Source organism: Mycobacterium sp. 852002-10029_SCH5224772 (assembly GCF_001667315.1).
In the GTDB taxonomy this organism is placed as follows: domain Bacteria; phylum Actinomycetota; class Actinomycetes; order Mycobacteriales; family Mycobacteriaceae; genus Mycobacterium.
This window is the reverse complement of the sequence record NZ_LZHT01000053.1, coordinates 1-21,459: the sequence shown is the minus strand read 5'-3', so window position 1 is coordinate 21,459 and position 21,459 is coordinate 1. Positions and strand designations below refer to the sequence as shown.

Sequence of the window (21,459 nt, the reverse complement as noted above, 5' to 3'; positions counted from 1 at the left end):
TAAACGCTTTTCAGCGAAGGAGATAGGGCATGTTGACGGTGACGGCGCCGGTGGGACAGCGGGCCGCGCAGGGTCCGCAATACCAGCACTCGTCGACATGCATGAAGGCCTTGCCGGTGTCGGGGTTGATGGCCAGCGCGTCGAGCGGGCAGACCTCCACGCACAGCGTGCAGCCGTCGATACACAGCGACTCGTCGATCGTCACCGGTACGTCCGCGCGCATGTTGTTGATCAGCGTCATGGGTTGCTCCTTGTGTCGGCTCTAATAAGGTTGCCGCGCATGGTGATTCGGTCTCCACGCATCCGGATGTACTCGAGGTCGACGGGTGTGCCGTCGGCGAGGCTGGTGAGGCGCTCCAGCATCAGCAGCGCCGCGCCGTCGGGCACCTGCAGCGTGGCCGCCGAATGCGCGTCGGCGGGGATGGCCTCGAGCGCCAGCGCCGCCGAGCCCAGCCGCTGCCCGCTCACCTGCTCGATGAGCGCGAACAGGTCTTCGGCGTCCAGCGGATGGTTCAGCACCTGCCTGCCGATGTCGGGGGCAAGGTAGGTGAGGTCCAGGCTGAGCGGGAGGTCACCGAGGTAGCGCAGCCGTTCGACGAACACCGCCTGCTCCCCCGGCCTCAGTCGCAACCGGCGGGCCACCGACGGCGGCGCGGTGACCGCCATCGCCGCCCGGACCTCGTTGCGCACGTCGCCGAGGTCCTTGAACGTCTCCTTCAGGCCCAGTAGCGCGTCGAGCCCGTGGGCGTACTTGCGCTGCGCGACATGGGTGCCGACCTTGGGCGCGCGGTCGATCAGCCCTTCATGCTTGAGGACGGCCAGCGCTTCGCGAACGGTGTTGCGGGATACCGAGAATTCGGCGGCCAGCTCCAGCTCGGCCGGCAGGCCGTCCGGGTAGGTGCCGGCGTGGATCTGCTGGCGCAACACGTCGGCGACCCGGCGCGCGCGGTTGGCCCGCGAGCCCTGGACATCCCCGACGGGTACTGGTTGCGCCACGCCGTCACGCTAACGCAGCTCAGGGCCCCTTTCCGGGCCGGCGACGAGGACCGCCGGCAGCGGGCGGGCCTATTGCGCCGGGCGACGTTCGGGCCCGACCAGCGAAAACCGCGGACCGTCGCGGCATTGCGCCACCTGCGGCGATCCGCTCGCCTTGTGATCTTGGTGAGCGGAACCCGACGCGCGCTACCGTGGGCGTGCACACCATCGACAACGGAAGATGCCGTCATGACTGACGTTTCGAGATACGCGTTGACCAAGGTGCCGGCGGTCACCTTGGGCTTCTGGGTCATCAAGGTCTTGGCCACGACGCTGGGCGAGACGGGCGGCGACACCGTCACGATGACGCTGAATTGGGGCTATGCGGCCGGGGTCGGGATCTTCGGCGTCGCGCTGGTGGTGCTGGTTGCCGCGCAGATCTTCGTCAACCGATTCCATGCGCCCCTGTACTGGGCGACGATCGTGGCGTCGACGACGTTCGGCACCGTGCTGGCCGATTTCGCTGACCGATCGCTGGGAATCGGCTACACGGGCGGATCGCTGCTGCTTTTGGCTTGTCTGCTGGCTACCTTGGGACTCTGGCGCGCGACGCACGGCAGCGTGTCGGTCACCACCGTCTCGACTCCGAAGGTGGAGGCCTTCTACTGGGCGACGATCACTTTCTCGCAGACGCTGGGCACCGCGCTCGGCGATTGGCTGGCCGATACCCGCGATTTCGGTTACGAACGCGGCGCGCTGGTGTTCGCGGCCGCCTTGATAGTGGTCGCTGCCCTGTACTACTGGACCACCATCTCCCGCGTCACCCTGTTCTGGATTGCGTTCATCCTCACCAGGCCGCTGGGCGCCACCGTCGGCGACTTCATCGACAAGCCGGTCGCCGACGGCGGTTTGGCGTGGAGCCGCCCGCTCGCTTCGGCGGTGCTCGCGGTGCTTATCGCGGTATTGCTCGTCGTCATTCCACAGCGTCCCGGTCGCCATCCCGGCCAACCCAAAGCCGATGCGGCAGAAGCTCAATCGGGCACCGGTGTCGAGCAACCAGATCAGGGCGCTACATGACCGGTTCGGAAGTCGGGGGTCCTCTCCGATTCAGGAGCCCCGCTCAGGTGTTGTCGGCAACCGACGGCACCGCGTGGGCGTCGTTGGCGCCGTTGCGCGCCCCGTTCATGCCGGAGGGGTCCGCGGGCAGCTCGAACGCCGTGGTCACCGATCCCACCGCGGCCGTCGCGGCGTTGCGTTGCGCTTCCATCCGCGCCAGCGCCGTCTCGGTGAAGACCGACAACCCCAAATCCGGGTTGTACCCGTGGATTTCTTTGACGTCGAGCTGGGCGAGGAAGTAGACGATCTCCTTGGAGACCACCTGGCCGGGCACCAGCACCGGGAAGCCCGGCGGATAGGGCACCACGAACGTCGTCGACACCAGCGTCTTGCCCTCGGCCAGCCGTCGCCCGGCCATGCCGATCAGCACGTGCTCGCGATCGGACTCTTCGTATCCGGCGTAGAAAGCCGACCGCATGTCGCCGAAGTTGCATTCGTCGACGGGCCGGAAGGCGACGTCGAACTCGCTGAAGTCGGGCAGGTGCGGCAGATCCTCGGTGATCTCTTCGACATGGCGTTCTTGCAGCGCCCGGTCCGCGACGCTCGCCGCCTTTTCGGTCCGGTCGAAATCGATTGCCACCCTGCGTAATACGTCGAGCAGATAGTGAACGCTCGACCAGGTGACGCCGATCGTGAAGATCAACAACACGCTGTTGATCGACGTCTTGTTGATCTGGATGCCGAACCGCTCCATCAGGATCTTTTCGCGGAAGTCGTAACCGTTCATCCCCGTCGCACCGACGAACAACGTCACCCGCGTCGCGTCCAGCACGAACTGGTCGGAGCGCCACGCCTCGTTCCACTCGGCCAGCGCGCCCTGCCTGACCTCGCGGTACGAACTGACCGACGACTCCCGGAATTCCTCAGGCACCAGGTCGGATTCGTCGAGAATGCGGAACCACTTGCTGATCAGCCGGTCTTTGCGGACCCGGTGGCGGAACACCAGCGCCATGTCGTAGACCTGCCGGACCATTTGGAAGCCTTCGATGTCGACCTGCCGGCGCGCCAGGTCCAGCGACGCCAGCAGTTGCTGGTTCGGCGACGTCGAGGTGTGGGTCAGGAACGCCTCGGCGAATGAATCGCGGGTGAGCGCGTTGAAATCCTGGTCCCGGACGTGGATCATCGACGCCTGCCGCAGCGCCGACAGCGATTTGTGCGTGGAGTGCGTCGCGTAGACGCGGACCCGCGCGCTGGCCGGATCGGGCATCAGCTCACGCTCGATCCACTCCGAGCGGTCGACCCCCTCCATCGACGCGGCCCACTTCCGGTACTGATCAACGTATTCCGGCGACACCAGCATGTGCTCGAGGCGCTCGGCGGACACCATCGCGGTCCGCTGCCGGGCCCACGGCACCGCCGTGGCGAAGGCGTACCACGCCTCGTCCCACAGGAAACAGATGTCCGGCTTGATCGCCAGCACCTCCTGCATGACCTGCAGCGGGTTGTAGACGACGCCGTCGAAGGTGCAGTTGGTCAGCAACAGCATGCGCACGCGGTGCAGCTGTCCGGCCGCTTCCAAATCCAGCAGCGTCTGCTTGATGGTGCGCAGCGACACCGCCCCATAGATCGCGAACTGCGGCAGCGGATAGGCGTCCAGGTACAGCGGGTAGGCCCCGGCCAGCACCAGCCCGTAGTGGTGCGACTTGTGGCAGTTGCGGTCGATTAGCACGATGTCGCCGGGGCGGGTCAGCGACTGCACGACGATCTTGTTGGCGGTCGAGGTTCCGTTGGTGACGAAGTAGGTGTGGTCGGCGTTCCACGTTTTGGCCGCCTTGTCCATCGCCTTCTTGATGTTGCCGTGTGGGTCCAGCAGCGAGTCCAGGCCGCCGGAGGTGGTGGACGTTTCGGCCATGAAGATGTTGCGGCCGTAGAACTCCCCCATGTCCTGCAGCGACCTGGAGTTGAAGATGCTGGCGCCGCGCGCGACGGGCAGCGCGTGGAACTGGCCGACCGGCGCCGCCGCGTATGCGCGCAGGGCGTCGAAAAATGGTGTGGCATAACGGTTTCGCAGCCCGGCGAGTACGGTGCTGTGCAGGTCGGTGACGTCGTTGAGCCGGTAGAACGTCCGGTCGTAGACGTCGGGTTCGCTGTCGTCGCCCGCAGCGATCGACTCGTCGGTGAGCAGATACAGGTCGATATGGGGCCGCAGCTCCCTGATCCACTCGCCGCACTCCACCCAGTCGTTGGCGCGATCGGGAATGACGTCGGCCGCGTCCTCGTTCGGCCCCAGCAACGTGTTCATCAGCGGCAACCGGTCGCGGGAGCGCAGCGACAAGTCGTCGCGGATTATCGCCGCCTGAATCTCTCCATTGAGCGCGACCGCGGTGATGGCGTCTTCGACGCTGGGGACCACCAGGATCTCGAACTGCACGTCGTCGGACGGACAACGCAGCGCCCGTAGGCATTCGACCAGGCTGTCCGGCGCGGTGCTCGGGGCGTCGTCGGCGAGCAGCACGGTGTAGAAATGCTGTTGTTTGGCCTGCGCGACCAGTTCCTGGTCATCCAGCGGCGCTGAGGTGTCGAAAAGCCCTGCGCGGTCACCATATTCGCTGAGCAGCCGCACGGCCAGGGAGACCTCTTCGGTGAGCCGCACCGTGGACAGGCTCTCCAGGTGCGCGCGGAAGACCGCCAGGGTCGCCGCGCCCGGATACAGCCAGTAGCGCTCGTAGGCGGCGATGCGGTCCATCAGGCGCTTCACCCGGGCCACATCGTGGGTCTTGTCCAGTCCGGCGAGATCCACCTCGGCGAGGTGGCGGCACGCGTCGTCGAGCAGGTTCCAGGTGTCGACACGGGCGTAGGACGGGTTGGCCACCGCGGCCAGCGCGGAGACTCGAAGTCGTCGCGGCTGGGTGCTGTATCGAATCATGACCTCACCTGTTCTTCTCGGATCGCCGCCGCTGCAGTCCAGTTCGTATTGTCAACCCGCCGCGCCCCGCCCGTGGTCGTTTCACCCCAGCTTGATCAACGATCCGCCTCGTCGTCACTTTCCACCACATGCCGTCCACCCCGGCTGTCGGCCCACCGCAGCACCGGCAGCTCCCGGCGGCGGGCGGGCAGGTCGGTGACATCGCCCAGCGCCCGCACCACGCCCTGCGTCAGGCCCATGATCGCCGCGATCACCGGCAGCAGCGGCTGCAGTGGCCGGGCCGCCGAACGCACCGTGCCGATGCGGCGGGCGACGACCACCCGTTCGACGCAGTGAGAGAGCCAGGCGCCCACCCCCAGTGCGTAAATCGCGAGCACCGAGGCGACGATGGTCCACCCGTAGGCGGCGCACACCACCGCACCCACCACCACCGTCGCGGCCAGCACTACCGCAACGACCAGGCGCAGCTCCAGCCGGGTCATGGTTGGGGTCCGTGGTCCTCCGCTGTGCCGGCGGCGTCAGAACCCACCGCGCCCCGGACGGCCGCCGCGGCCGCCCTGATCTGCGGGGTCACCAGCATGACGTGGCCGAGCACCCCGTTGACGAAGCCCGGCGAGTCGTCGGTGGACAGCTCCTTGGCCAGCTGGACAGCCTCGTCGACGGCGACCGGTTCCGGCACGTCGTCGGCGTACAGCAGCTCCCACACCGCGACCCGCAGGATGGCGCGGTCCACGGCGGGCAGCCGGTCCAGCGTCCAGCCCTGCAGATGGGAGCTGATCAGGTCGTCGATGTGCGCGGCGTGTTCGCCCACGCCCCGGGCCACCGCGGCCGTATACGGCTGCAGGGGCGCGATTTCCGGGTTTGTTTCGGCCAACCCGGTGCGGACGTCGACAACCTCCGCGGGGCTCAATCCGCGCGCCTCGGCTTCGAACAACAGGTCGACGGCACGCTTGCGAGCCTGATGTCGCCCTTTAACGGGCCGGCTCACGCGTTGACACGTCCCAGGTAGCTGCCGTCGCGAGTGTCCACCTTCAGCTTGTCCCCGGTGTTGATGAACAGCGGCACCTGAATCTCCGCCCCGGTTTCCACGGTGGCGGGTTTGGTGCCGGCGCTCGACCGGTCGCCCTGCAGGCCGGGCTCGGTGTGGGTGACCTCCATCTCGACCGACACCGGCAGCTCGAGGTACAGCGGCGCCCCGTCGTGGAAGGCCACCTGCACCGGCAGCCCCTCGAGCAGGAACCGGGCGGCGTCGCCGACCAGCGACTCCGGCAGCGGGTGCTGTTCGTAGTCCTGGCTGTCCATGAACACGAAGTCCGAGCCGTCGCGGTACAGGTATGTGCTGTCGCGCCGGTCCACGGTCGCGGTCTCCACCTTGACCCCGGCGTTGTACGTCTTGTCGACGACCTTGCCCGAGAGCACGTTCTTCAGCTTGGTCCGCACGAACGCCGGGCCCTTGCCGGGTTTGACGTGCTGGAACTCGACGATCTGCCACAGCTGGCCGTCGATCACCAGCACCAGTCCATTCTTGAAATCGGCAGTGCTTGCCACGGTTCGGTATGTCTCCTCGAGGATGGACAGTCGTCTGCGGAACTGTCTGTGACTTGTCGGCCAGTTTAGAGTGCATGGCGGCCGGGGCCCGCGGGCCGGTGGCCGACGGAGGCAACGCCGCTAGCGGTGGGCCCGCTGGCCGTCGGCGTGGGCCGGTTCCTCGGACGAGGGCAACGGCTTGATCATCGTCAACAGCGGGACCCGCAGCGAAACCCCGCCGGCGAACGGCATGTGCACGGCGAAATAGACGATGCGCATTTCCAGCCGCGTCTCCCGCAGGGGTTGCGCGTACAGGTCCCACCGGAAATCCCGGAGCCGCGCCAACCCCCGTGCCACCCCGTTCACGCACCCGACTGTACTCGCGGGCACAACCCCCGAACCGGCTCGCGGGCGGCCGGCACCATCAGGGCCAGGCCGATCGCAAGCGTGGCGCCTGCGCCAGGCGCAGCGGGTCGGCACCCTCACGGGCTACGAAAGAACGGCCAGCTCCTTGGGGAATTTGGTCAGCAGTTCCGGGGCCTGCGCGCGGGCCTCCTCCGGCACCACCAAGGTGTCCTCGATGCGGACACCGCCGCGGCCGGGCAGGTAGACGCCGGGCTCCACGGTCACCACGGATTCCGCCAGCAAGGTGCCGGTGGACGTGGCGCCGATGCCCGGCGCCTCATGGATTTCCAGACCCACGCCATGGCCCAAACTGTGGCCGAACTGCTCGCCGTAGCCGGCGTCCGCGATCATTTGGCGGGCCGCGGTGTCCACCCCGCGCAGGTCGGCGCCGGCGCGTAACGCCTCCCGGCCGGCCCGCTGCGCGTCGGCGACCAGTTGGTAGATCTCCAGCTGCCAGTCGGCGGCCTTGCCCAGCACGAACGTGCGCGTCATGTCGGAGTGGTAACCGCCGACCAGCGCACCGAAGTCGATCTTGACGAAGTCGCCGGCGGCCAGCGCCGCGTCGGTGGGGCGATGATGCGGGATCGCCGAGTTCGGCCCCGCGGCCACGATGGTCTCGAACGAGATCGCGTCGGCGCCGTGGTCGAGCATCAGGGCCTCCAGCTCCCGGCTGACCTCGCGTTCGGTGCGCCCGGGCCGCAGGCCGCCACGCGCCACCAGGTCGGTGAGCGCGGCGTCGGCCGCCTCGCAGGCCAGCCGCAGCAGGGCGACCTCGCCGGCGTCCTTGACCTCGCGCAACGCCTCGACGGTTCCGGCGGCCTTCACCAACTCGGTGGGCGCCTTGCGGCCGTCCAGCTCACTGGTCAGGGCGTCGAATCCGTCGACGGTGACCACGTTGCTTTCGAAACCCAGCTTGCCCGCGCCCGCCTCGGCGGCCTGGCCGGCCAGATAGCGCCCCAGCGCGCGTTCGATGGCGACTTCGAGGTCCGGCGCCTGCTCGGCGGCCTGGGTCCGATACCGGCCGTCGGTCGCCAGCACCGGGCTCCGATCGTTGTCGGCGAACACCAGCAACGCGCCGTTGGACCCGGTGAATCCGGAGAGGTAACGGACGTTGACCAGGTCCGTGACCAGCAGCGCATCCAATCCGCTAGTCGCGAGCTGCGCTCTGAGCCTGTCTCGACGCTGTGAATGTGTCACGGGTCTTGACGGTACTCGCTACGCTTTTGGGCCATGAGTAACTGGATGCTGCGCGGATTGGTGTACGCCGCGGCCATGGTCGTCGTTCGATTGTTCCAAGGCGCGCTGATCAACGCGTGGCAGACGCAGGCTGCTGTGTTCAGCGTGGTGCTGCTGATTCTGTTCATCATCGGGGTGGCCGTGTGGGGGGTTCTCGACGGCCGGGCCGACGCGACCGCCAACCGCGATCCGGATCGCCGCGGCGATCTGGCGATGACCTGGCTGCTGGCCGGCCTGGTCGCGGGCGTGCTCAGCGGCGCCGTCTCCTGGCTGATCGCGCTGGTGTACACCGGCCTGTACACCGGGGGGCTGATCAACGAGTTGACGACATTCGCGGCCTTCACCGCGCTGTGCGTCTTCCTGCCCGGCATCATCGGCGTCACCATCGGCCGCTGGCGGGTGGACCGGCAGTTCGAGAAGACGCCGGAGAAACACCACGGCCTGGGCGCAAAGCAGGAGCGCGACAGTGACACCGACGTGTTCACCGCCGTCCGCGGCGATGACACTCCGACCGGTGAAATCCCGGCGGCCCAGGCCGAGGAGCGGACCGCGGCGGTCGCCACGGCCGAGCGCGAGGCGCCCACCGAGACGATGCCCACCGAGGAATCCCCCACCGAGACGATCGCCAAGACCGAGGACGACCCGAAGACGGAGGGCATTCCGACAGCTCGCGAGCCGGGCGCGGCGCCGAAAAAGGACTAGCCGGCAGCGTTTGGCGCCGCGGCCAGGTACCGCAGGGCGAGCAGGTAGCCCTGCACCCCCAAGCCCACGATCACCCCGGTCGCGACGGGGCTGAGGTAAGAGTGCCGCCGAAACTCTTCGCGGGCATGCACATTCGAGATGTGCACCTCGATCAGCGGCGCGCTCAATTCCGCGCACGCGTCGCGCAGCGCCACCGAGGTGTGGGTGAGCCCGCCGGCGTTGAGGATCACCGGTTCCTTCGCGTCGGCGGCCGCGTGGATCCAGTCCAGTAGCTGGGACTCGTTGTCGCTTTGCCGCACAACGGCTTTGAGGCCGAGCGAGGCGGCTTCCCGCTCGATCAGTTCCGCCAGCTGCTCATGCGTCGTGTCGCCGTACAGGTCGGGCTCGCGCCGGCCCAGCCGGCCCAAGTTGGGGCCATTGATCACCTGCACGTTGACGTTCACCGTCGTGCTCATGACACCTCCGCGAGTACGGCGTACGCCGCCGCCAACAGCGACGGGTCGGGCCCGGCCAGCCGGCCCGGCTTGGCCAGCCCGTCGAGGACCACGAACCGCAGCACACCGGCGCGCGATTTCTTGTCTCCCGCCATGTATTCCAGCAACTGCGGCAGCGCGTCGGCGTCGTAGCTGACCGGCAGGCCGAGCGCGGACAAGATGGTGCGGTGGCGTTGCGCCGTGGCGTCGTCGAGCCGCCCGGCAAGACGGGCCAGCTCGGCGGCGAAGACCAGACCCACCGACACCGCGGCGCCGTGGCGCCACTCGTAGCGCTCACGGCGTTCGATGGCATGCCCCAATGTGTGCCCGTAGTTGAGGATTTCGCGCAGCTCCGACTCCTTCTCGTCGGCGGCGACGACCTCGGCCTTGACGGCGATCGCGCGGCGGATCAGCTCCGCGAGCACCTCACCCGACGGGTCCACCGCGGCCTGCGGGTCGGCCTCGATGAGGTCGAGGATCACCGGATCGGCGATGAAGCCGGCCTTGACGATTTCGGCCATCCCGGCGACGAGTTCGTTGGGCGGCAACGTGTGCAGCGTCGCGAGGTCGACCAGGACGGCGCGCGGCTGATGGAACGACCCGACCAGGTTTTTTCCGGCGTCGGTGTTGATGCCCGTCTTGCCGCCGACGGCTGCGTCGACCATGCCCAGCAGCGTCGTGGGCACGTGCACGATGTCGACGCCGCGCAGCCAGGTGGCCGCCGCGAAACCGGCGACGTCGGTAGCCGCGCCGCCGCCGAGGCTGACCAATGCGTCTTTGCGTCCAATTCCGATGCGGCCCAACACTTCCCATAAAAAGCCCACGACCGGAAGGTCCTTGCCGTCTTCGGCGTCCGGGATCTCGATGCGGTGCGCGTCAATACCCTTGTCCGCCAACCGGCTTCGGATCACCACGGCGGTCTGCGCCAACACTGGTTGATGCACGATTGCCACCCTGTGCCGGCCGGAAAGGAGCCCGTCGAGCTCGCCGAGCAGGCCGGTGCCGATGATCACCGGGTACGGCGGGTCGACGGCCACCTCGATCGTGACCGGGTCGTTGGGAGGGGTCACGTGGCGGCCCCCGCCGGGGCCTGCAGCCGCGAGACGATGTAGCGGACCACCGCGCCGGGATTGCGCCGGTTGGTGTCGACGCGGATGGTCGCCGCCCGCCGGTACAGCGGACTGCGTTCGGCCATCAGCGCGCGGTATTTGTCGGCGCGGTCGGGCCCGGCCAGCAGCGGGCGAACCGTGTTGCCGCCGGTGCGGCGGACGCCTTCGGTGGCGCTGATCTCCAAGTAGACGACGGTGTGTCCGGCGAGCGCCTCGCGCACCCCGGGGCTGGTGACGGCGCCGCCGCCCAGCGACAACACGCCGTCGTGGTCGGCCAGCGCCGAGCGCACCACGTCTTCCTCGATGCGGCGGAATTCCCGCTCGCCGTCGACGGCGAAGATTTCGTCGATACGGCGCCCGGTCCGCTGCTCGATCGCCGCATCGGTGTCGACGAAGGCGACGTCGAGCGCCTTGGCCAGCCGCCGCCCGATGGTGGATTTGCCCGACCCCGGCAACCCGATCAGTACCGCTTTGGGCGCCATCACGCGGTGCCCCGGGCGGCCGGCGACTCCCGCTCGGCGACCGCCCGCTGGTAAGCCTCGGCGTTGCGGCGGGTTTCGGTCAGGGAATCGCCGCCGAATTTCTGCAGCGCCGCGCGGGCCAGCACCAGCGCGACCATGGCCTCTACCACCACGCCGGCGGCGGGCACCGCGCACACGTCCGAGCGCTGGTGGATCGCGACGGCTTCGTCGCCGGTCGCCATGTCGACGGTGGCCAGCGCCCGCGGCACGGTGGAAATCGGCTTCATCGCGGCGCGCACCCGCAGCGGCTGGCCGTTGGTCATGCCGCCCTCCAGCCCGCCCGCGCGGTTGGTCGAGCGGACCACGCCATCGGGGCCGGGGTACATCTCGTCGTGGGCGCGGCTGCCCCGGCGGCGCGCCGTCTCGAAACCATCGCCGATCTCGACGCCCTTGATCGCCTGGATGCCCATGACGGCCGCGGCGAGCTGGCTGTCGAGCCGGTTGTCGCCGCTGGTGAACGAGCCCAGCCCGACGGGCAGGCCGGAGACCACCACCTCGACCACACCGCCGAGGGTGTCGCCGTCCTTCTTGGCCGCCTCGATCTCGGCGATCATCGCCTTCTCCGCCGCCTCGTCGTACGCGCGGACCGGGCTGGCGTCGATCGCGGCCAGGTCTGCGGGACCAGGAGGCGGCCCGTCGTAGGGCGCCGACGGGCCGATCGCGATCACGTGCGAAAGCACCTCGACGCCCAGCGCCTGACGCAGGAACGACCGGGCGATGGTCGCCGCGGCGACGCGGGCCGCGGTCTCGCGGGCGCTGGCCCGTTCCAGCACCGGCCGGGCGTCGTCGAAACCGTACTTGAGCATGCCCGCGTAGTCGGCGTGGCCGGGCCGCGGCCGGGTCAGCGGGGCATTGCGTGCGCTGTCCGCCAGTTCCTCCGGGTCGACCGGGTCGGCGGCCATCACGGTTTCCCACTTCGGCCATTCGGTATTGCCGATCTCGACGGCGATGGGCCCGCCCAGGGTGACACCGTGACGCACGCCGGATAGCACGCTCACCGCGTCCCGCTCGAACGCCATGCGGGCCCCGCGGCCGTATCCGAGCCGGCGGCGGGCCAGCTGTTCCGAAATGTCGAGGGAGGTGACCTCCACGCCGGCGACCATGCCTTCGAGCAGGGCCACCAGCGCACGGCCATGCGACTCCCCGGCGGTGATCCAACGCAACACGCGTCCCATCTTCCCACGTGCGCCCGGGTGGGCTTAAATCCGCGCGTCGCCGTCGAGAACCAGGCCGATTGCGACGGCGCTGGCCACACACATCGACGGCCCGTGCGGCACCGCGGACGTGCCGTAGGCACCGTCGCGAAGCCGGGCGGCCACCCCGACCAGCGCGGTCAACAGCGGCGCACCCAACGCCGCGACGAACCACGCGCCGACACCGCCGCAGCCGGTCAGCGCGCCCAGGCCGACGGCCAGCTTGACGTCACCGGCGCCCATCCCGCCCGGCGCCACCGAGTGGACCGCGAGATAGATCGCGGTCAACGCCGCCGCTCCGGCCAGCGCCGACGGCCCGCGCCCGGCCAGCGCGGCCACCGCCAGGATCGTCGCGGCCCCGGTCAGGGTCAGCGCGTTGGGCAGGCGTCGTTCGCGGATGTCGTAACAACTCAACGCCGCCAACCAGACCAGCACCAGACACGCCGCCGCAATCCGCATGCGCGGCAGGCTAATCCGATGCCTGCAGCGCGCAAGTCATCGCGTCGCGCGGCGCGGCCAGCCCGGTGAACTGTTCCACCTGGGCGAAGGCCTGATGCAGCAGCATCTGCACCCCGCTGATCACCCGGCCGCCCGCGGCGGTCACCGCGGCGGCCAGCGGCGTCGGCCACGGGTCGTAGACGGCGTCAAGCAGCACACCGATGCCGGACAAGGTGCCGGCGTAGCGGGCGGCCACCTCGGCCGGAATGGTGCTGACCAGCACGTCGGCGCCCGCCACCTCGTCGGCCAGCCCGTCGCCGTCGAGGTCGCAGAACCGCGTCGTCACTCCCATCCCGCTGCCCAGATCCACCAACCGGGCCGCCTTGTCGGGATTGCGGGCCACCACGGTGATGCCGCGGACGCCCAGCTCCGCCAGGCCGGCCACGGCCGCCGGCGCGGTGCCGCCCGATCCACAGACCAGCGCCCATCCCGAGGCGCTCACGGTCGCCCCGAGCGCGCCCGCGACCCCGTCGATGTCGGTGTTGTCGGCCCGCCACCCCGTCGGGGTGCGCACCAGGGTGTTGGCCGACCCCACCCGCTGCGCGCGGTCGGTCCGCTCGTCGGCGAACCGCAGAGCGGCGAACTTGCCCGGCATGGTCACCGACACCCCGACCCATTCGGGGCCGAGCCCGGCGACCACGCCGGGCAGCTGTTCGGCATCGCATTCGATGCGCTCGTAGGTCCAGCCGGTCAGGCCCAACGCGCGGTAGGCGGCCAGGTGCAATTGGGGGGATTTCGAATGGGCGATGGGCTTGCCGAGCACCGCCGCTTTTCTGGGCGCGCTCTCAGCGGGCGGAGTCGAGGACACCGTTGTGCTTAGCCAGCTCGATGTTGGCCAGATGCTGCTGATAGTCCTTGGTGAACAGCGTCGTCCCCTGGCCGTCGATGGTGACGAAATACAGCCAGTCACCGGGTTCGGGACGCTCGGCGGCGTTCAGGGCGTCGACGCCGGGCGAACAGATCGCGGTGGCCGGCAAGCCCTGCGACACGTAGGTGTTCCACGGCGTCTTCTGGGCGCGGTCGCCGTCGGTGGTGGCCACCTCCCGGCGGTCCAGCGGGTAGTTGACGGTCGAGTCGAACTCCAGCGTGTGGTGCGCGTGCAGGCGGTTGTAGATGACCCGCGCCACCTTCGCGAAGTCCTGCGTCTTGGACTCCTGCTGCACCAGCGAGGCCACCACCAGGATGTCGTAGGGCGACAGGCCCATCGCCTGGGCGGTGTCGACCAGCCCGGACTTCATGTACTCCACCGCGCCGGCGCTGATCAGGTTCGACAGGATGGTCTCGGGCGGCGCGGACGGATCGACGTTGAAGGTCCCCGGCGCGATCAGCCCCTCGATGCGGCGGTGGTCCTTGCCGAGCTCGGTGACCGGCTCGACGGCCCACGGCGGCACCGCCAGGGCCGTGGTGCTGCTGTTGGTGGCGGCCGCGCGCAGGTCCTGCGCGGAGACGCAACGCTGGTCGCCGTCGAAATCCACACAGGTGGCCCGCGAGATCAGGGTGAAGATGCCGGGATTCACCACGTTGGTCTTCATGTCGGTGGTGTCGTCGAGCTGGCGGCCCTCCGGGATGACCAGTCGACCCACCCGGCTGTTCGGGTCGGCCAACCGCGCGACGGCGTTGGCCGCCGGGATTTCGGTGCGCATGCGGTAGAAGCCGGGCTGGATCGAGGAGATCTTGCTGTTGCCGTGCGCGGCGTTGACGAATGCTCGGACGGTCTTGATCACCTGCTCGTTCTGCAGCGTCTCCCCGACCATGGTGGTCGAGTCACCGTCCTTGATCTGAATCACGATGTCGCGCTTGCCGTTTCCGGTGTAGTCGTCACCGGGCCCGAACACGACGTGCCACAGCTTGCCGCCCGCGAAAACACCCACCACCACGATCACGGCCACCAGCGCCAGCGCGCTGCGGAAGGCGACGCGCCGCCGGCGCCGGCCCCGGTCGGCCCGATTCCGGGACATGCGGCTCGACCGGCGCCGGGGCGGGCCCACGGCCTCGGGTTCGGCTCGTTCCCGCCGTGCGCTCTCAACCATCGCTGCGCTCCCCCGCCCCTGGCCCGGTCAGGGTCGCGCGGCGTTGGTCCAGCCAGCTCTGCAGGATCGCCACCGCAGCCGCCTGATCGATCACCGCGCGCTGCTGCCTGGCCCGCACACCGGCCGCGCGCAGCGATCGCTGCGCGGCCACCGTCGTCAGCCGCTCGTCGGCCAGCCGCACGGGGGTGGGAGCGATCCGCCGGGCCAGCTGCTCCGCCAGCTCGATCGCGTCGATCGCCGAGGGGCCGGTGCGGTCGGCCAGCGTGCGCGGCAGCCCGACAACCACCTCTACGGCCTCGAATTCGGCGGCCAGCGCGGCCAGCCGCCGCAGGTGTTTGCCGGAGCGGTCGCGGCGCACGGTCTCGACCGGGGTGGCCAGGATGGCGTCGGGGTCGCTGCAGGCCACACCGATGCGGACGGTGCCCACGTCGACACCGAGCCGACGGCCCCGCCCGGGATCCTGGTCAGGATCGCCGGGCCGGTCGGGGGCGCGGTGCTGTGCGGAGACCACTCAACCGACCCGCGCTATCGCGGCGATCTCGGAGCGGACCGCGTCGAGGGCGGCATCGATGCCGGCCGCGTCCTTGCCGGAGCCCTGCGCCAGGTCCGCCTTGCCGCCGCCACGGCCGTCGACCGCCGCGGCGAGCTGCTTGAGCAGGTCGTTGGCGCGGATCCCCAGATCCTGGGCGGCCTGGTTGGCCGCCACCGCGTAGGGCACCGATCCGCCCTCGCCGTCGGCGATCAGCGCGACCACCGCGGGGTCGTTGCCCAGCTTGCCGCGGATGTCGCCGACCAGGGAGCGCAGATCGCCCGCCGTCATCCCGCCGGACATGCGTTGCGCCACCACCCGGACGTTACCGATGCGCTCCGCATCGGCCGCGGCGTTGGTGGCGGCGGCCTTCGCGCCGGCGAGCCGGGCGCGCTCGAGTTCCTTCTCCGCCGCCTTGAGCCGCTCCACCAGGTTGGCCACCCGGGCGGGCACCTCGTCGGAGGGCACCTTCAGCGACGACGCCAGCCCGGCCATCAGCGCGCGTTCCTTGGCCAGGTGGCGGAACGACTCCAGCCCGACGTAGGCCTCCACCCGGCGCACCCCCGAGCCGACCGAGGATTCGCCCAGGATTGTCACCGGACCGATCTGCGCGGAGTTGTGCACGTGAGTCCCGCCGCACAGCTCCAGCGAAAAGGGGCCGCCGATCTCCACCACCCGCACCTCGTCGGGATAGCGTTCGCCGAACATCGCGATGGCCCCCATCGCCTTGGCCTTTTCGAGTTGCTCGGTGAACGTGTGCACCTCGAAGTCGGCCTGCACGGCCTGGTTGGTCACCTCTTCGACCTGAGTGCGCTGCTCGTCGGAGAGCGCGCCCTGCCAGTTGAAGTCGAACCGCAGGTAGCCCGGGCGGTTCAGCGACCCGGCCTGAACGGCGTTGGGCCCCAGCACTTGTCGCAGCGCCGCGTGCACCATGTGGGTGCCCGAATGTCCCTGGGTGGCGCCCCGGCGCCAGCCAGGGTCGACCGCCGCGACGACGGTGTCGCCCTCCACGAATTCCCCGGACTCGACGTTGACCCGGTGCACCCACAGGGTTTTGGCGATCTTCTGCACGTCGGTGACCGCCGCGCGGGCGCTCCCGCCGGCTCCCGTCCCGCTGATGGTGCCCTCGTCGGCGATCTGCCCACCGGCCTCGGCGTAGAGCGGGGTGCGGTCCAGCACGAGTTCGACGCGCTGCCCTTCGCCGCCCCCGCCGGCCGGCCCGTGCGTGACCACCGGCACCCGCTTGCCGTCGACGAAGATACCCAAAATCTTTGCCTCGGAAGTCAGTTCGTCGAAGCCGGTGAATTCGGTGGGCCCGGCGTCGACCAACTCGCGGTACGCGGTCAGGTCGGCGTGCGCGTGTTTGCGGGCGGCGGCGTCGGCCTTGGCGCGGCGACGCTGCTCGGCCATCAACTCCCGGAAGCCGACCTCGTCCACGCGCAGGCCGGCCTCCGACGCCATCTCCAGCGTGAGCTCGATCGGGAACCCGTAGGTGTCGTGCAAGGTAAAGGCATCCGAACCCGAAATCGGTTTCGCGCCCGCGGCTTTGGTGGTGCCGGCGACCTCGTCGAACAATTTCGACCCCGCCGCCAGCGTGCGGTTGAACGCGGTCTCCTCGGCGACGGCGATGCGCCTGATCCGGTCGAAGTCGGCGACCAGTTCGGGGTACGACGGGCCCATCGCGTCGCGCACGGTGGCCATCAGGTCGCCGACGAGGGGGCCGTCGATGTCGAGCAGCTTGGCCGAGCGGATCACCCGGCGCAGCAGCCGGCGCAACACGTATCCGCGGCCGTCGTTGCCGGGCGTGACGCCGTCGCCGATCAGGATGGCCGCGGTGCGGCTGTGATCGGCGATGACCCGGTAGCGCACGTCGTCGTCGTGGTTGCCCACGTCATAGCCGCGCGGCGCGCGGGCGGCCACGGTGTCGATGGCCGGGCGCAGCAGGTCGGTCTCGTAGACGTTGTGCACGCCCTGCAGGATGAACGCGACCCGCTCCACACCCATGCCGGTGTCAATGTTCTTGCGGGGCAACGGCCCGAGGATCTCGAAGTCTTCCTTGCCGGTTCCCTCGCCGCGCTCGTTCTGCATGAACACGAGGTTCCAGATCTCGATGTAGCGGTCCTCGTTGACCACCGGGCCGCCCTCGACCCCGAACTCCGGTCCCCGGTCGTAGTAGATCTCCGAGGACGGGCCGCACGGCCCGGGAATGCCCATCGACCAATAGTTGTCGGCCATGCCGCGGCGCTGGATGCGCTCTTGCGGCAACCCGGCGATTTCCTGCCACAGCTGCACGGCCTCGTCGTCGTCGAAATAGACCGTCGCCCAGATCCGTTCGGGATCCAGGCCGTAGCCGCCCTGCTCGACACCGTTGGTCAGCAGGGTCCACGCCAGTTCGATGGCGCGGCGCTTGAAGTAGTCGCCGAACGAGAAGTTGCCGGCCATCTGGAAGAACGTGTTGTGCCGGGTGGTGATCCCGACCTCGTCGATATCGGGGGTGCGGATGCACTTCTGGATGCTGGTGGCGGTCGAGTACTCCGGTGTGCGTGCGCCCAGGAAGTAGGGCACGAACTGGACCATGCCGGCGTTGACGAACAGCAGGTTGGGGTCGTCGAGGACCACCGATGCGCTCGGCACCTCGGTGTGGCCCGCTTTCACGAAATGATCAAGAAACCTTTTCCTGATCTCGTGTGTCTGCACTGTCGGAGTCCGCTTCTTCCTATTGCTTGTATGCGTGAACGTCTATTCCAGCGTATTCGCTGGCGCAGTGGGCCACCGGGCCACTAACCCTCGAGAAAGCTCAGTCGGACCGAGCGTTGCGGGTTGTCGCGGTTCAGGTCGACCAGGACGATGCTTTGCCAGGTGCCCAGCATCGGCTCCCCGCCCGAGACCGGAACCGTCACCGACGGCGCGACGAGCGCCGGCATCACATGGTCGGCGCCGTGCCCCTCGGAGCCGTGCGCATGCCGGTAACGGTCGTCGCGCGGCAGTAGCCGCTCCAGCGTGTCGACCAGGTCGTCATCGGAGCCGGCGCCCGTCTCGATGACGGCCACCCCCGCCGTGGCGTGCGGGACGAACACGTTGCACAGGCCGTCCCCGCGCGACCAGCAAAACCCGCGCACCGCCTCGGTGAGATCGACGATGCGGCGGCGTGAGGTGTCCACGTCCAGCACATCGGTATGCATCCGAACCAGCCTACGGCGCGGGCCTCACGACCAGCCAATCGTTTGTGAGCGCGGCCACAGTTGAGCATTGCGGCGCGCAACAGGCAGGAGGAAGGTAGTTCATGACCGGTGGCGCCACCGGGGCGCTGCCCCGACAAAGAGGGGGTGGATCGTGTACGCACGCTCTACCACAATTCAGGCGCAACCCTCGTCCATCGACGCCGGAATTGCCCATGTTCGCGACGAGGTCATGCCCGCGCTACAAGGTATGCCGGGGTGCATCGGAGTTTCCCTTTTGGTCGACCGTCGCTCTGGCCGGTGCATCGCCACCAGCGCCTGGGAGAGCGACGAGTCCATGCGCGCCAGCGGTGAAGCCGTGACGGGAATCCGTGATCGGGCGGCGGAGATGTTCGGGGGCACGGCGAACGTCGAGCAGTGGGAAATCGCGGTGCTGCATCGCGACCACCGCGCGCCCGACGGTGCGGGCGTACGTGCGACGTGGGTCAACGTGCCGCCGGAAACGATGGATCAAGGCATCGAGTACTACAAGTCGTCCGTCCTGCCCCAGTTCGAGGGCCTCGACGGGTTCTGCAGTGCCAGCCTTCTGATTGACCGCGCCTCCGGGCGTGGTGTGTCCTCCGCGACGTTCGACAGCATCGACGCGATGGAGCGGAACCGGGAGCAGGCAACCGCACTGAAGAACTCCTCGATGCAAGAGGCGCGCGCCGAGGAACTCGATGAATGCGAGTTCGAGTTGGCGCTAGCGCACCTCCGAGTGCCCGAGCTGGTCTGATCGAGATGGGCGGTAGACCGGCCGAACCAGGCATTCGGCCGGTCACCGATCGGCGCCCCGAAAGCATTGCGGCGAGTTACCGGCAGGAGGAAGGTAACTGGTGGGACCGGTGGCGCCACCGGGGTGCCGCCCCGACATAGAAGGGGTCGACCGTGTACGCACGCTCCACCACCATCCAGGCGCAACCCCTGTCGGTCGACATCGGAATTGCGCACGTTCGCGATGTCGTCATGCCCGCCCTCAAGGAGATCGACGGGTGGTTGGGGTTGTCGCTGTTGGTTGACCGGCAGTCCGGCACCTGCATCGCCACCAGTTCGTGGGAGACCATCGAGGCGATGCGCGGCAGCGTCGAGCGGGTCGCGCCCATCCGTGACCGGGCCGCGCTGATGTTCGACGGCAGCGCGCGGATGGAGGAATGGGACATCGCGATGCTGCATCGCGACCACCCCTCCCGCCAGGGCGCGTGCGTGCGCGCCACCTGGCTCAAAGTGGTGCCGGATCAGCTGAGCAGGTCGCTGGACTTCTACCGGTCCTCGGTGCTGCCGGAACTGGAGAACCTCGACGGGTTCTGCAGCGCCAGCCTGCTGGTCGACCACCCCACCTGCCGCCGGGCGGTGACCTGCTCGACGTTCGACTCGATGGACGCGATGGCCCGCAACCGCGACCGCGCCACCGAGCTGCGCAGCAGGCGCGTTCGCGAGCTGGGCGCCGAGGTGATCGACGTCGCCGAGTTCGAGCTGGCGATCGCCCACCTGCGGGTGCCCGAGCTGGTCTGAGCGCCTGCCCAGACGCGCCCAGTGCGCGGCCAGCCGCAGCGTTGGCACCGAGTGCGCGGCCCGCCGCGCACTCGGACGGCCAGGCCCGGGTCAGGGCAGCGCGTCGCCGGGGAATCCGCGGCAGGCGTGTACCTGGTAGGTGAAGACCCCGGCCGCCACCCCGGGGTCGTCGGCCATGATGGCGGCGGCTTCGTCGACGGACGCGGCGAACACGCCGACGCCGCAGACGTCGGACTCGTCGGTGACGGGCAGCACCACCGCGAGCACGCCGTCGTCACGCAGCCCGAAGTTGCGCCGGCCGTGCTCCCAGATGATCTCCGCTGACGACTCATCACCAAACCTCGGGCCGCGCTTGAGGATGACGACGCTATAGGGCTTGGCGGCGGGCAACAATTGGCCCATCTCTTCGTCGGTGAAGGTTTTCATCCCTTTTTCACCTCCGTTTCCTACGGATGATCGCGCGCAGCCGCTCCAGCCGGCCGGCCATCTCCCGTTCGCCGCCGCGGCCGGTCGGCCGGTAATAGTCGACGCCCACCAGCTCGTCGGGCGGATATTGTTGTGCGACAACGCCGTCCGGGTTGTCGTGGGAGTACTTGTAGCCCTGCGCATGGCCCAGGGCCTGCGCGCCCGAATAGTGGCCGTCGCGCAGATGGGGCGGCACCAGCCCGGCCTTACCGGCCCTGATGTCGGCCATCGCCGCGCCCAGCGCGGTGGTGACCGCGTTCGACTTCGGCGCGGTGGCCAGGTGAATCGTGCAGTGCGCCAAGGTGAGCTGCGCCTCGGGCATGCCGATCAGCGCGACCGTCTGCGCCGCCGCCACCGCCGCCTGCAGCGCGGTCGGGTCGGCCATGCCGATGTCCTCGCTGGCCAGGATCATCAGCCGGCGCGCGACGAACCGCGGATCCTCCCCCGCGACGAGCATGCGGGCCAGGTAGTGCAGCGCGGCGTCGACGTCCGAGCCGCGCACCGACTTGATGAAGGCGCTGATGACGTCGTAGTGCTGGTCACCGTCGCGGTCGTAGCGCACGGCGGCTTCGTCCAGGGACTGCTCGACGGCGGTGACCGTCAACTCACCGTCGGCGGGCACCGCCTCGGCAGCGACCTCCAGCGCCGTCAGTGCACGCCGGGCGTCACCAGCGGCCAAGCGCACCAGCAGGTCGATGGCCTCGGGCGCGACCGCGACCTGTCCGCCCAGGCCGCGCGGGTCGTCGATCGCGCGCTGCACCACGGCGCGGATGTCGTCGGCGCTCAACGGCCGCAACTGCAGGATCAGCGAGCGGGACAGCAGCGGCGCCACCACCGAAAAGGACGGGTTCTCCGTGGTTGCCGCCACCAGCAGCACCACCCGGTTCTCCACCGCCGACAGCAGCGCGTCCTGCTGGGTCTTGGAGAAACGGTGCACCTCGTCGATGAACAGCACCGTCTGCTCACCATGAAGGAGCGCGGTTCGCGCCTTTTCTATCACCGCCCGAACCTCTTTGACCCCGGCCGACAACGCCGAGAGCGCCTCGAACCGGCGGCCGGTCGCCTGCGAGATCAGCGCGGCCAG

General features: G+C 69.2%; 24 protein-coding genes. 4 read left to right on the top strand and 20 right to left on the bottom strand.

The annotated features are described in order from the left end of the window. Positions 1-10 precede the first annotated feature (10 nt). Together A5775_RS11140 and A5775_RS11135 are read right to left on the bottom strand one after the other, a co-directional pair. A complete protein-coding gene (locus A5775_RS11140) occupies positions 11-241 on the bottom strand; it encodes a ferredoxin family protein (RefSeq protein ID WP_067251884.1) in 231 nt (76 codons plus the stop codon). Beyond that, entirely contained in the window at positions 238-996 is a 759-nt protein-coding gene (locus tag A5775_RS11135) for a GntR family transcriptional regulator (protein ID WP_067251882.1), read from the bottom strand. The genes A5775_RS11140 and A5775_RS11135 overlap by 4 nt, the downstream gene beginning before the upstream one ends. A gap of 228 nt (positions 997-1,224) precedes the next feature. On the opposite strand from A5775_RS11135, the gene A5775_RS11130 reads away from it, so the two are divergent. After that, entirely contained in the window at positions 1,225-2,052 is an 828-nt protein-coding gene (locus tag A5775_RS11130; RefSeq protein WP_067251880.1) for a hypothetical protein, read from the top strand. 43 nt (positions 2,053-2,095) lie between these two features. On the opposite strand, the gene A5775_RS11125 is transcribed toward A5775_RS11130, so the two are convergent. The 6 genes from A5775_RS11125 to A5775_RS11100 form a co-directional block, all read right to left on the bottom strand. After that, positions 2,096-4,957, bottom strand: coding sequence for an aminotransferase class I/II-fold pyridoxal phosphate-dependent enzyme (locus A5775_RS11125; RefSeq protein WP_067251878.1), 2,862 nt, complete (start codon positions 4,955-4,957; stop codon positions 2,096-2,098). 95 nt (positions 4,958-5,052) lie between these two features. Continuing rightward, entirely contained in the window at positions 5,053-5,439 is a 387-nt protein-coding gene (locus A5775_RS11120; protein WP_067251876.1) for an antitermination protein NusB, read from the bottom strand. Next, positions 5,436-5,945, bottom strand: a complete 510-nt coding sequence (gene nusB / locus A5775_RS11115; protein WP_067251873.1) for a transcription antitermination factor NusB — start codon at positions 5,943-5,945, stop codon at positions 5,436-5,438. Before nusB ends, A5775_RS11120 begins: the two co-directional genes overlap by 4 nt. Further along, positions 5,942-6,505, bottom strand: a complete 564-nt coding sequence (efp, locus tag A5775_RS11110) for an elongation factor P (protein WP_067168271.1) — start codon at positions 6,503-6,505, stop codon at positions 5,942-5,944. The genes nusB and efp overlap by 4 nt, the downstream gene beginning before the upstream one ends. Positions 6,506-6,625: 120 nt before the next feature. Then, on the bottom strand, positions 6,626-6,850 hold the full coding sequence (locus tag A5775_RS11105) for a hypothetical protein (protein WP_067251870.1): 225 nt from the start codon (positions 6,848-6,850) through the stop codon (positions 6,626-6,628). Positions 6,851-6,973: 123 nt separating this feature from the next. Then, on the bottom strand, positions 6,974-8,086 hold the full coding sequence (locus tag A5775_RS11100) for a Xaa-Pro peptidase family protein (protein WP_067251868.1): 1,113 nt from the start codon (positions 8,084-8,086) through the stop codon (positions 6,974-6,976). 33 nt (positions 8,087-8,119) lie between these two features. Between A5775_RS11100 and A5775_RS11095 the strand changes: the two genes are divergently transcribed. Beyond that, the gene (locus A5775_RS11095) at positions 8,120-8,827 is read left to right on the top strand and encodes a B-4DMT family transporter (protein ID WP_067251866.1); all 708 of its coding nucleotides are present in this window, start codon (positions 8,120-8,122) and stop codon (positions 8,825-8,827) included. Here A5775_RS11095 and aroQ read toward each other — a convergent pair. The 10 genes from aroQ to A5775_RS11045 all read right to left on the bottom strand — a co-directional run bounded on the left by aroQ (position 8,824) and on the right by A5775_RS11045 (position 18,350). Beyond that, positions 8,824-9,282, bottom strand: a complete 459-nt coding sequence (aroQ, locus tag A5775_RS11090; protein WP_067251864.1) for a type II 3-dehydroquinate dehydratase — start codon at positions 9,280-9,282, stop codon at positions 8,824-8,826. The two genes, A5775_RS11095 and aroQ, sit on opposite strands and share 4 nt — an antisense overlap. After that, positions 9,279-10,370, bottom strand: coding sequence for a 3-dehydroquinate synthase (aroB, locus tag A5775_RS11085; RefSeq protein ID WP_067251861.1), 1,092 nt, complete (start codon positions 10,368-10,370; stop codon positions 9,279-9,281). Before aroB ends, aroQ begins: the two co-directional genes overlap by 4 nt. Continuing rightward, positions 10,367-10,891 (bottom strand): shikimate kinase, encoded by a 525-nt coding sequence (locus A5775_RS11080; protein WP_067251859.1) that lies wholly within the window; start codon positions 10,889-10,891, stop codon positions 10,367-10,369. Before A5775_RS11080 ends, aroB begins: the two co-directional genes overlap by 4 nt. Beyond that, the gene (gene aroC / locus A5775_RS11075) at positions 10,891-12,096 is read right to left on the bottom strand and encodes a chorismate synthase (RefSeq protein WP_067251961.1); all 1,206 of its coding nucleotides are present in this window, start codon (positions 12,094-12,096) and stop codon (positions 10,891-10,893) included. Before aroC ends, A5775_RS11080 begins: the two co-directional genes overlap by 1 nt. 33 nt (positions 12,097-12,129) lie before the next feature. Further along, entirely contained in the window at positions 12,130-12,582 is a 453-nt protein-coding gene (locus A5775_RS11070) for an A24 family peptidase (protein ID WP_067251857.1), read from the bottom strand. 10 nt (positions 12,583-12,592) lie between these two features. Then, positions 12,593-13,429 carry a shikimate dehydrogenase gene (locus tag A5775_RS11065; RefSeq protein ID WP_067251854.1) on the bottom strand — a complete coding sequence of 279 codons (837 nt, stop codon included), beginning with the start codon at positions 13,427-13,429 and terminating at the stop codon, positions 12,593-12,595. Continuing rightward, complete coding sequence (gene mltG, locus A5775_RS11060) at positions 13,407-14,651, bottom strand: endolytic transglycosylase MltG (RefSeq protein ID WP_067251852.1); 1,245 nt, start codon at positions 14,649-14,651, stop codon at positions 13,407-13,409. Before mltG ends, A5775_RS11065 begins: the two co-directional genes overlap by 23 nt. After that, positions 14,644-15,162 carry a Holliday junction resolvase RuvX gene (ruvX, locus tag A5775_RS11055; RefSeq protein ID WP_067251850.1) on the bottom strand — a complete coding sequence of 173 codons (519 nt, stop codon included), beginning with the start codon at positions 15,160-15,162 and terminating at the stop codon, positions 14,644-14,646. The genes mltG and ruvX overlap by 8 nt, the downstream gene beginning before the upstream one ends. Further along, the gene (alaS, locus tag A5775_RS11050) at positions 15,163-17,877 is read right to left on the bottom strand and encodes an alanine--tRNA ligase (RefSeq protein ID WP_067251848.1); all 2,715 of its coding nucleotides are present in this window, start codon (positions 17,875-17,877) and stop codon (positions 15,163-15,165) included. A gap of 83 nt (positions 17,878-17,960) precedes the next feature. Then, positions 17,961-18,350 carry a secondary thiamine-phosphate synthase enzyme YjbQ gene (locus A5775_RS11045; protein WP_197512516.1) on the bottom strand — a complete coding sequence of 130 codons (390 nt, stop codon included), beginning with the start codon at positions 18,348-18,350 and terminating at the stop codon, positions 17,961-17,963. A 163-nt stretch (positions 18,351-18,513) separates the two neighbouring features. Here A5775_RS11045 and A5775_RS11040 point away from each other — a divergent pair, with 163 nt between their 5' ends. Beyond that, positions 18,514-19,134: a putative quinol monooxygenase gene (locus A5775_RS11040; RefSeq protein WP_067251844.1), complete on the top strand. Its 621-nt coding sequence runs from the start codon at positions 18,514-18,516 to the stop codon at positions 19,132-19,134. A 152-nt stretch (positions 19,135-19,286) separates the two neighbouring features. After that, complete coding sequence (locus tag A5775_RS11035) at positions 19,287-19,910, top strand: hypothetical protein (protein ID WP_067251841.1); 624 nt, start codon at positions 19,287-19,289, stop codon at positions 19,908-19,910. Between the two features lie 90 nt (positions 19,911-20,000). On the opposite strand, the gene A5775_RS11030 is transcribed toward A5775_RS11035, so the two are convergent. After that, positions 20,001-20,336: a hypothetical protein gene (locus tag A5775_RS11030; protein ID WP_067251839.1), complete on the bottom strand. Its 336-nt coding sequence runs from the start codon at positions 20,334-20,336 to the stop codon at positions 20,001-20,003. 7 nt (positions 20,337-20,343) lie between these two features. Continuing rightward, positions 20,344-21,459, bottom strand: a 1,116-nt coding sequence (locus tag A5775_RS11025; RefSeq protein ID WP_067251836.1) for a replication-associated recombination protein A, incomplete at its 5' end; no start/stop codon positions are given.

Coding starts and splice junctions, on each gene's coding strand:
- A5775_RS11080 (WP_067251859.1), bottom strand. CDS start 10,891: ATGGCGCCCAAAGCGGTACTGATCGGGTTGCCGGGGTCGGGCAAATCC.
- aroQ (WP_067251864.1), bottom strand. CDS start 9,282: ATGAGCACGACGGTGAACGTCAACGTGCAGGTGATCAATGGCCCCAAC.
- A5775_RS11130 (WP_067251880.1), top strand. CDS start 1,225: ATGACTGACGTTTCGAGATACGCGTTGACCAAGGTGCCGGCGGTCACC.
- A5775_RS11125 (WP_067251878.1), bottom strand. CDS start 4,957: ATGATTCGATACAGCACCCAGCCGCGACGACTTCGAGTCTCCGCGCTG.
- mltG (WP_067251852.1), bottom strand. CDS start 14,651: ATGGTTGAGAGCGCACGGCGGGAACGAGCCGAACCCGAGGCCGTGGGC.
- A5775_RS11120 (WP_067251876.1), bottom strand. CDS start 5,439: ATGACCCGGCTGGAGCTGCGCCTGGTCGTTGCGGTAGTGCTGGCCGCG.
- A5775_RS11140 (WP_067251884.1), bottom strand. CDS start 241: ATGACGCTGATCAACAACATGCGCGCGGACGTACCGGTGACGATCGAC.
- A5775_RS11070 (WP_067251857.1), bottom strand. CDS start 12,582: ATGCGGATTGCGGCGGCGTGTCTGGTGCTGGTCTGGTTGGCGGCGTTG.
- A5775_RS11030 (WP_067251839.1), bottom strand. CDS start 20,336: ATGAAAACCTTCACCGACGAAGAGATGGGCCAATTGTTGCCCGCCGCC.
- A5775_RS11095 (WP_067251866.1), top strand. CDS start 8,120: ATGAGTAACTGGATGCTGCGCGGATTGGTGTACGCCGCGGCCATGGTC.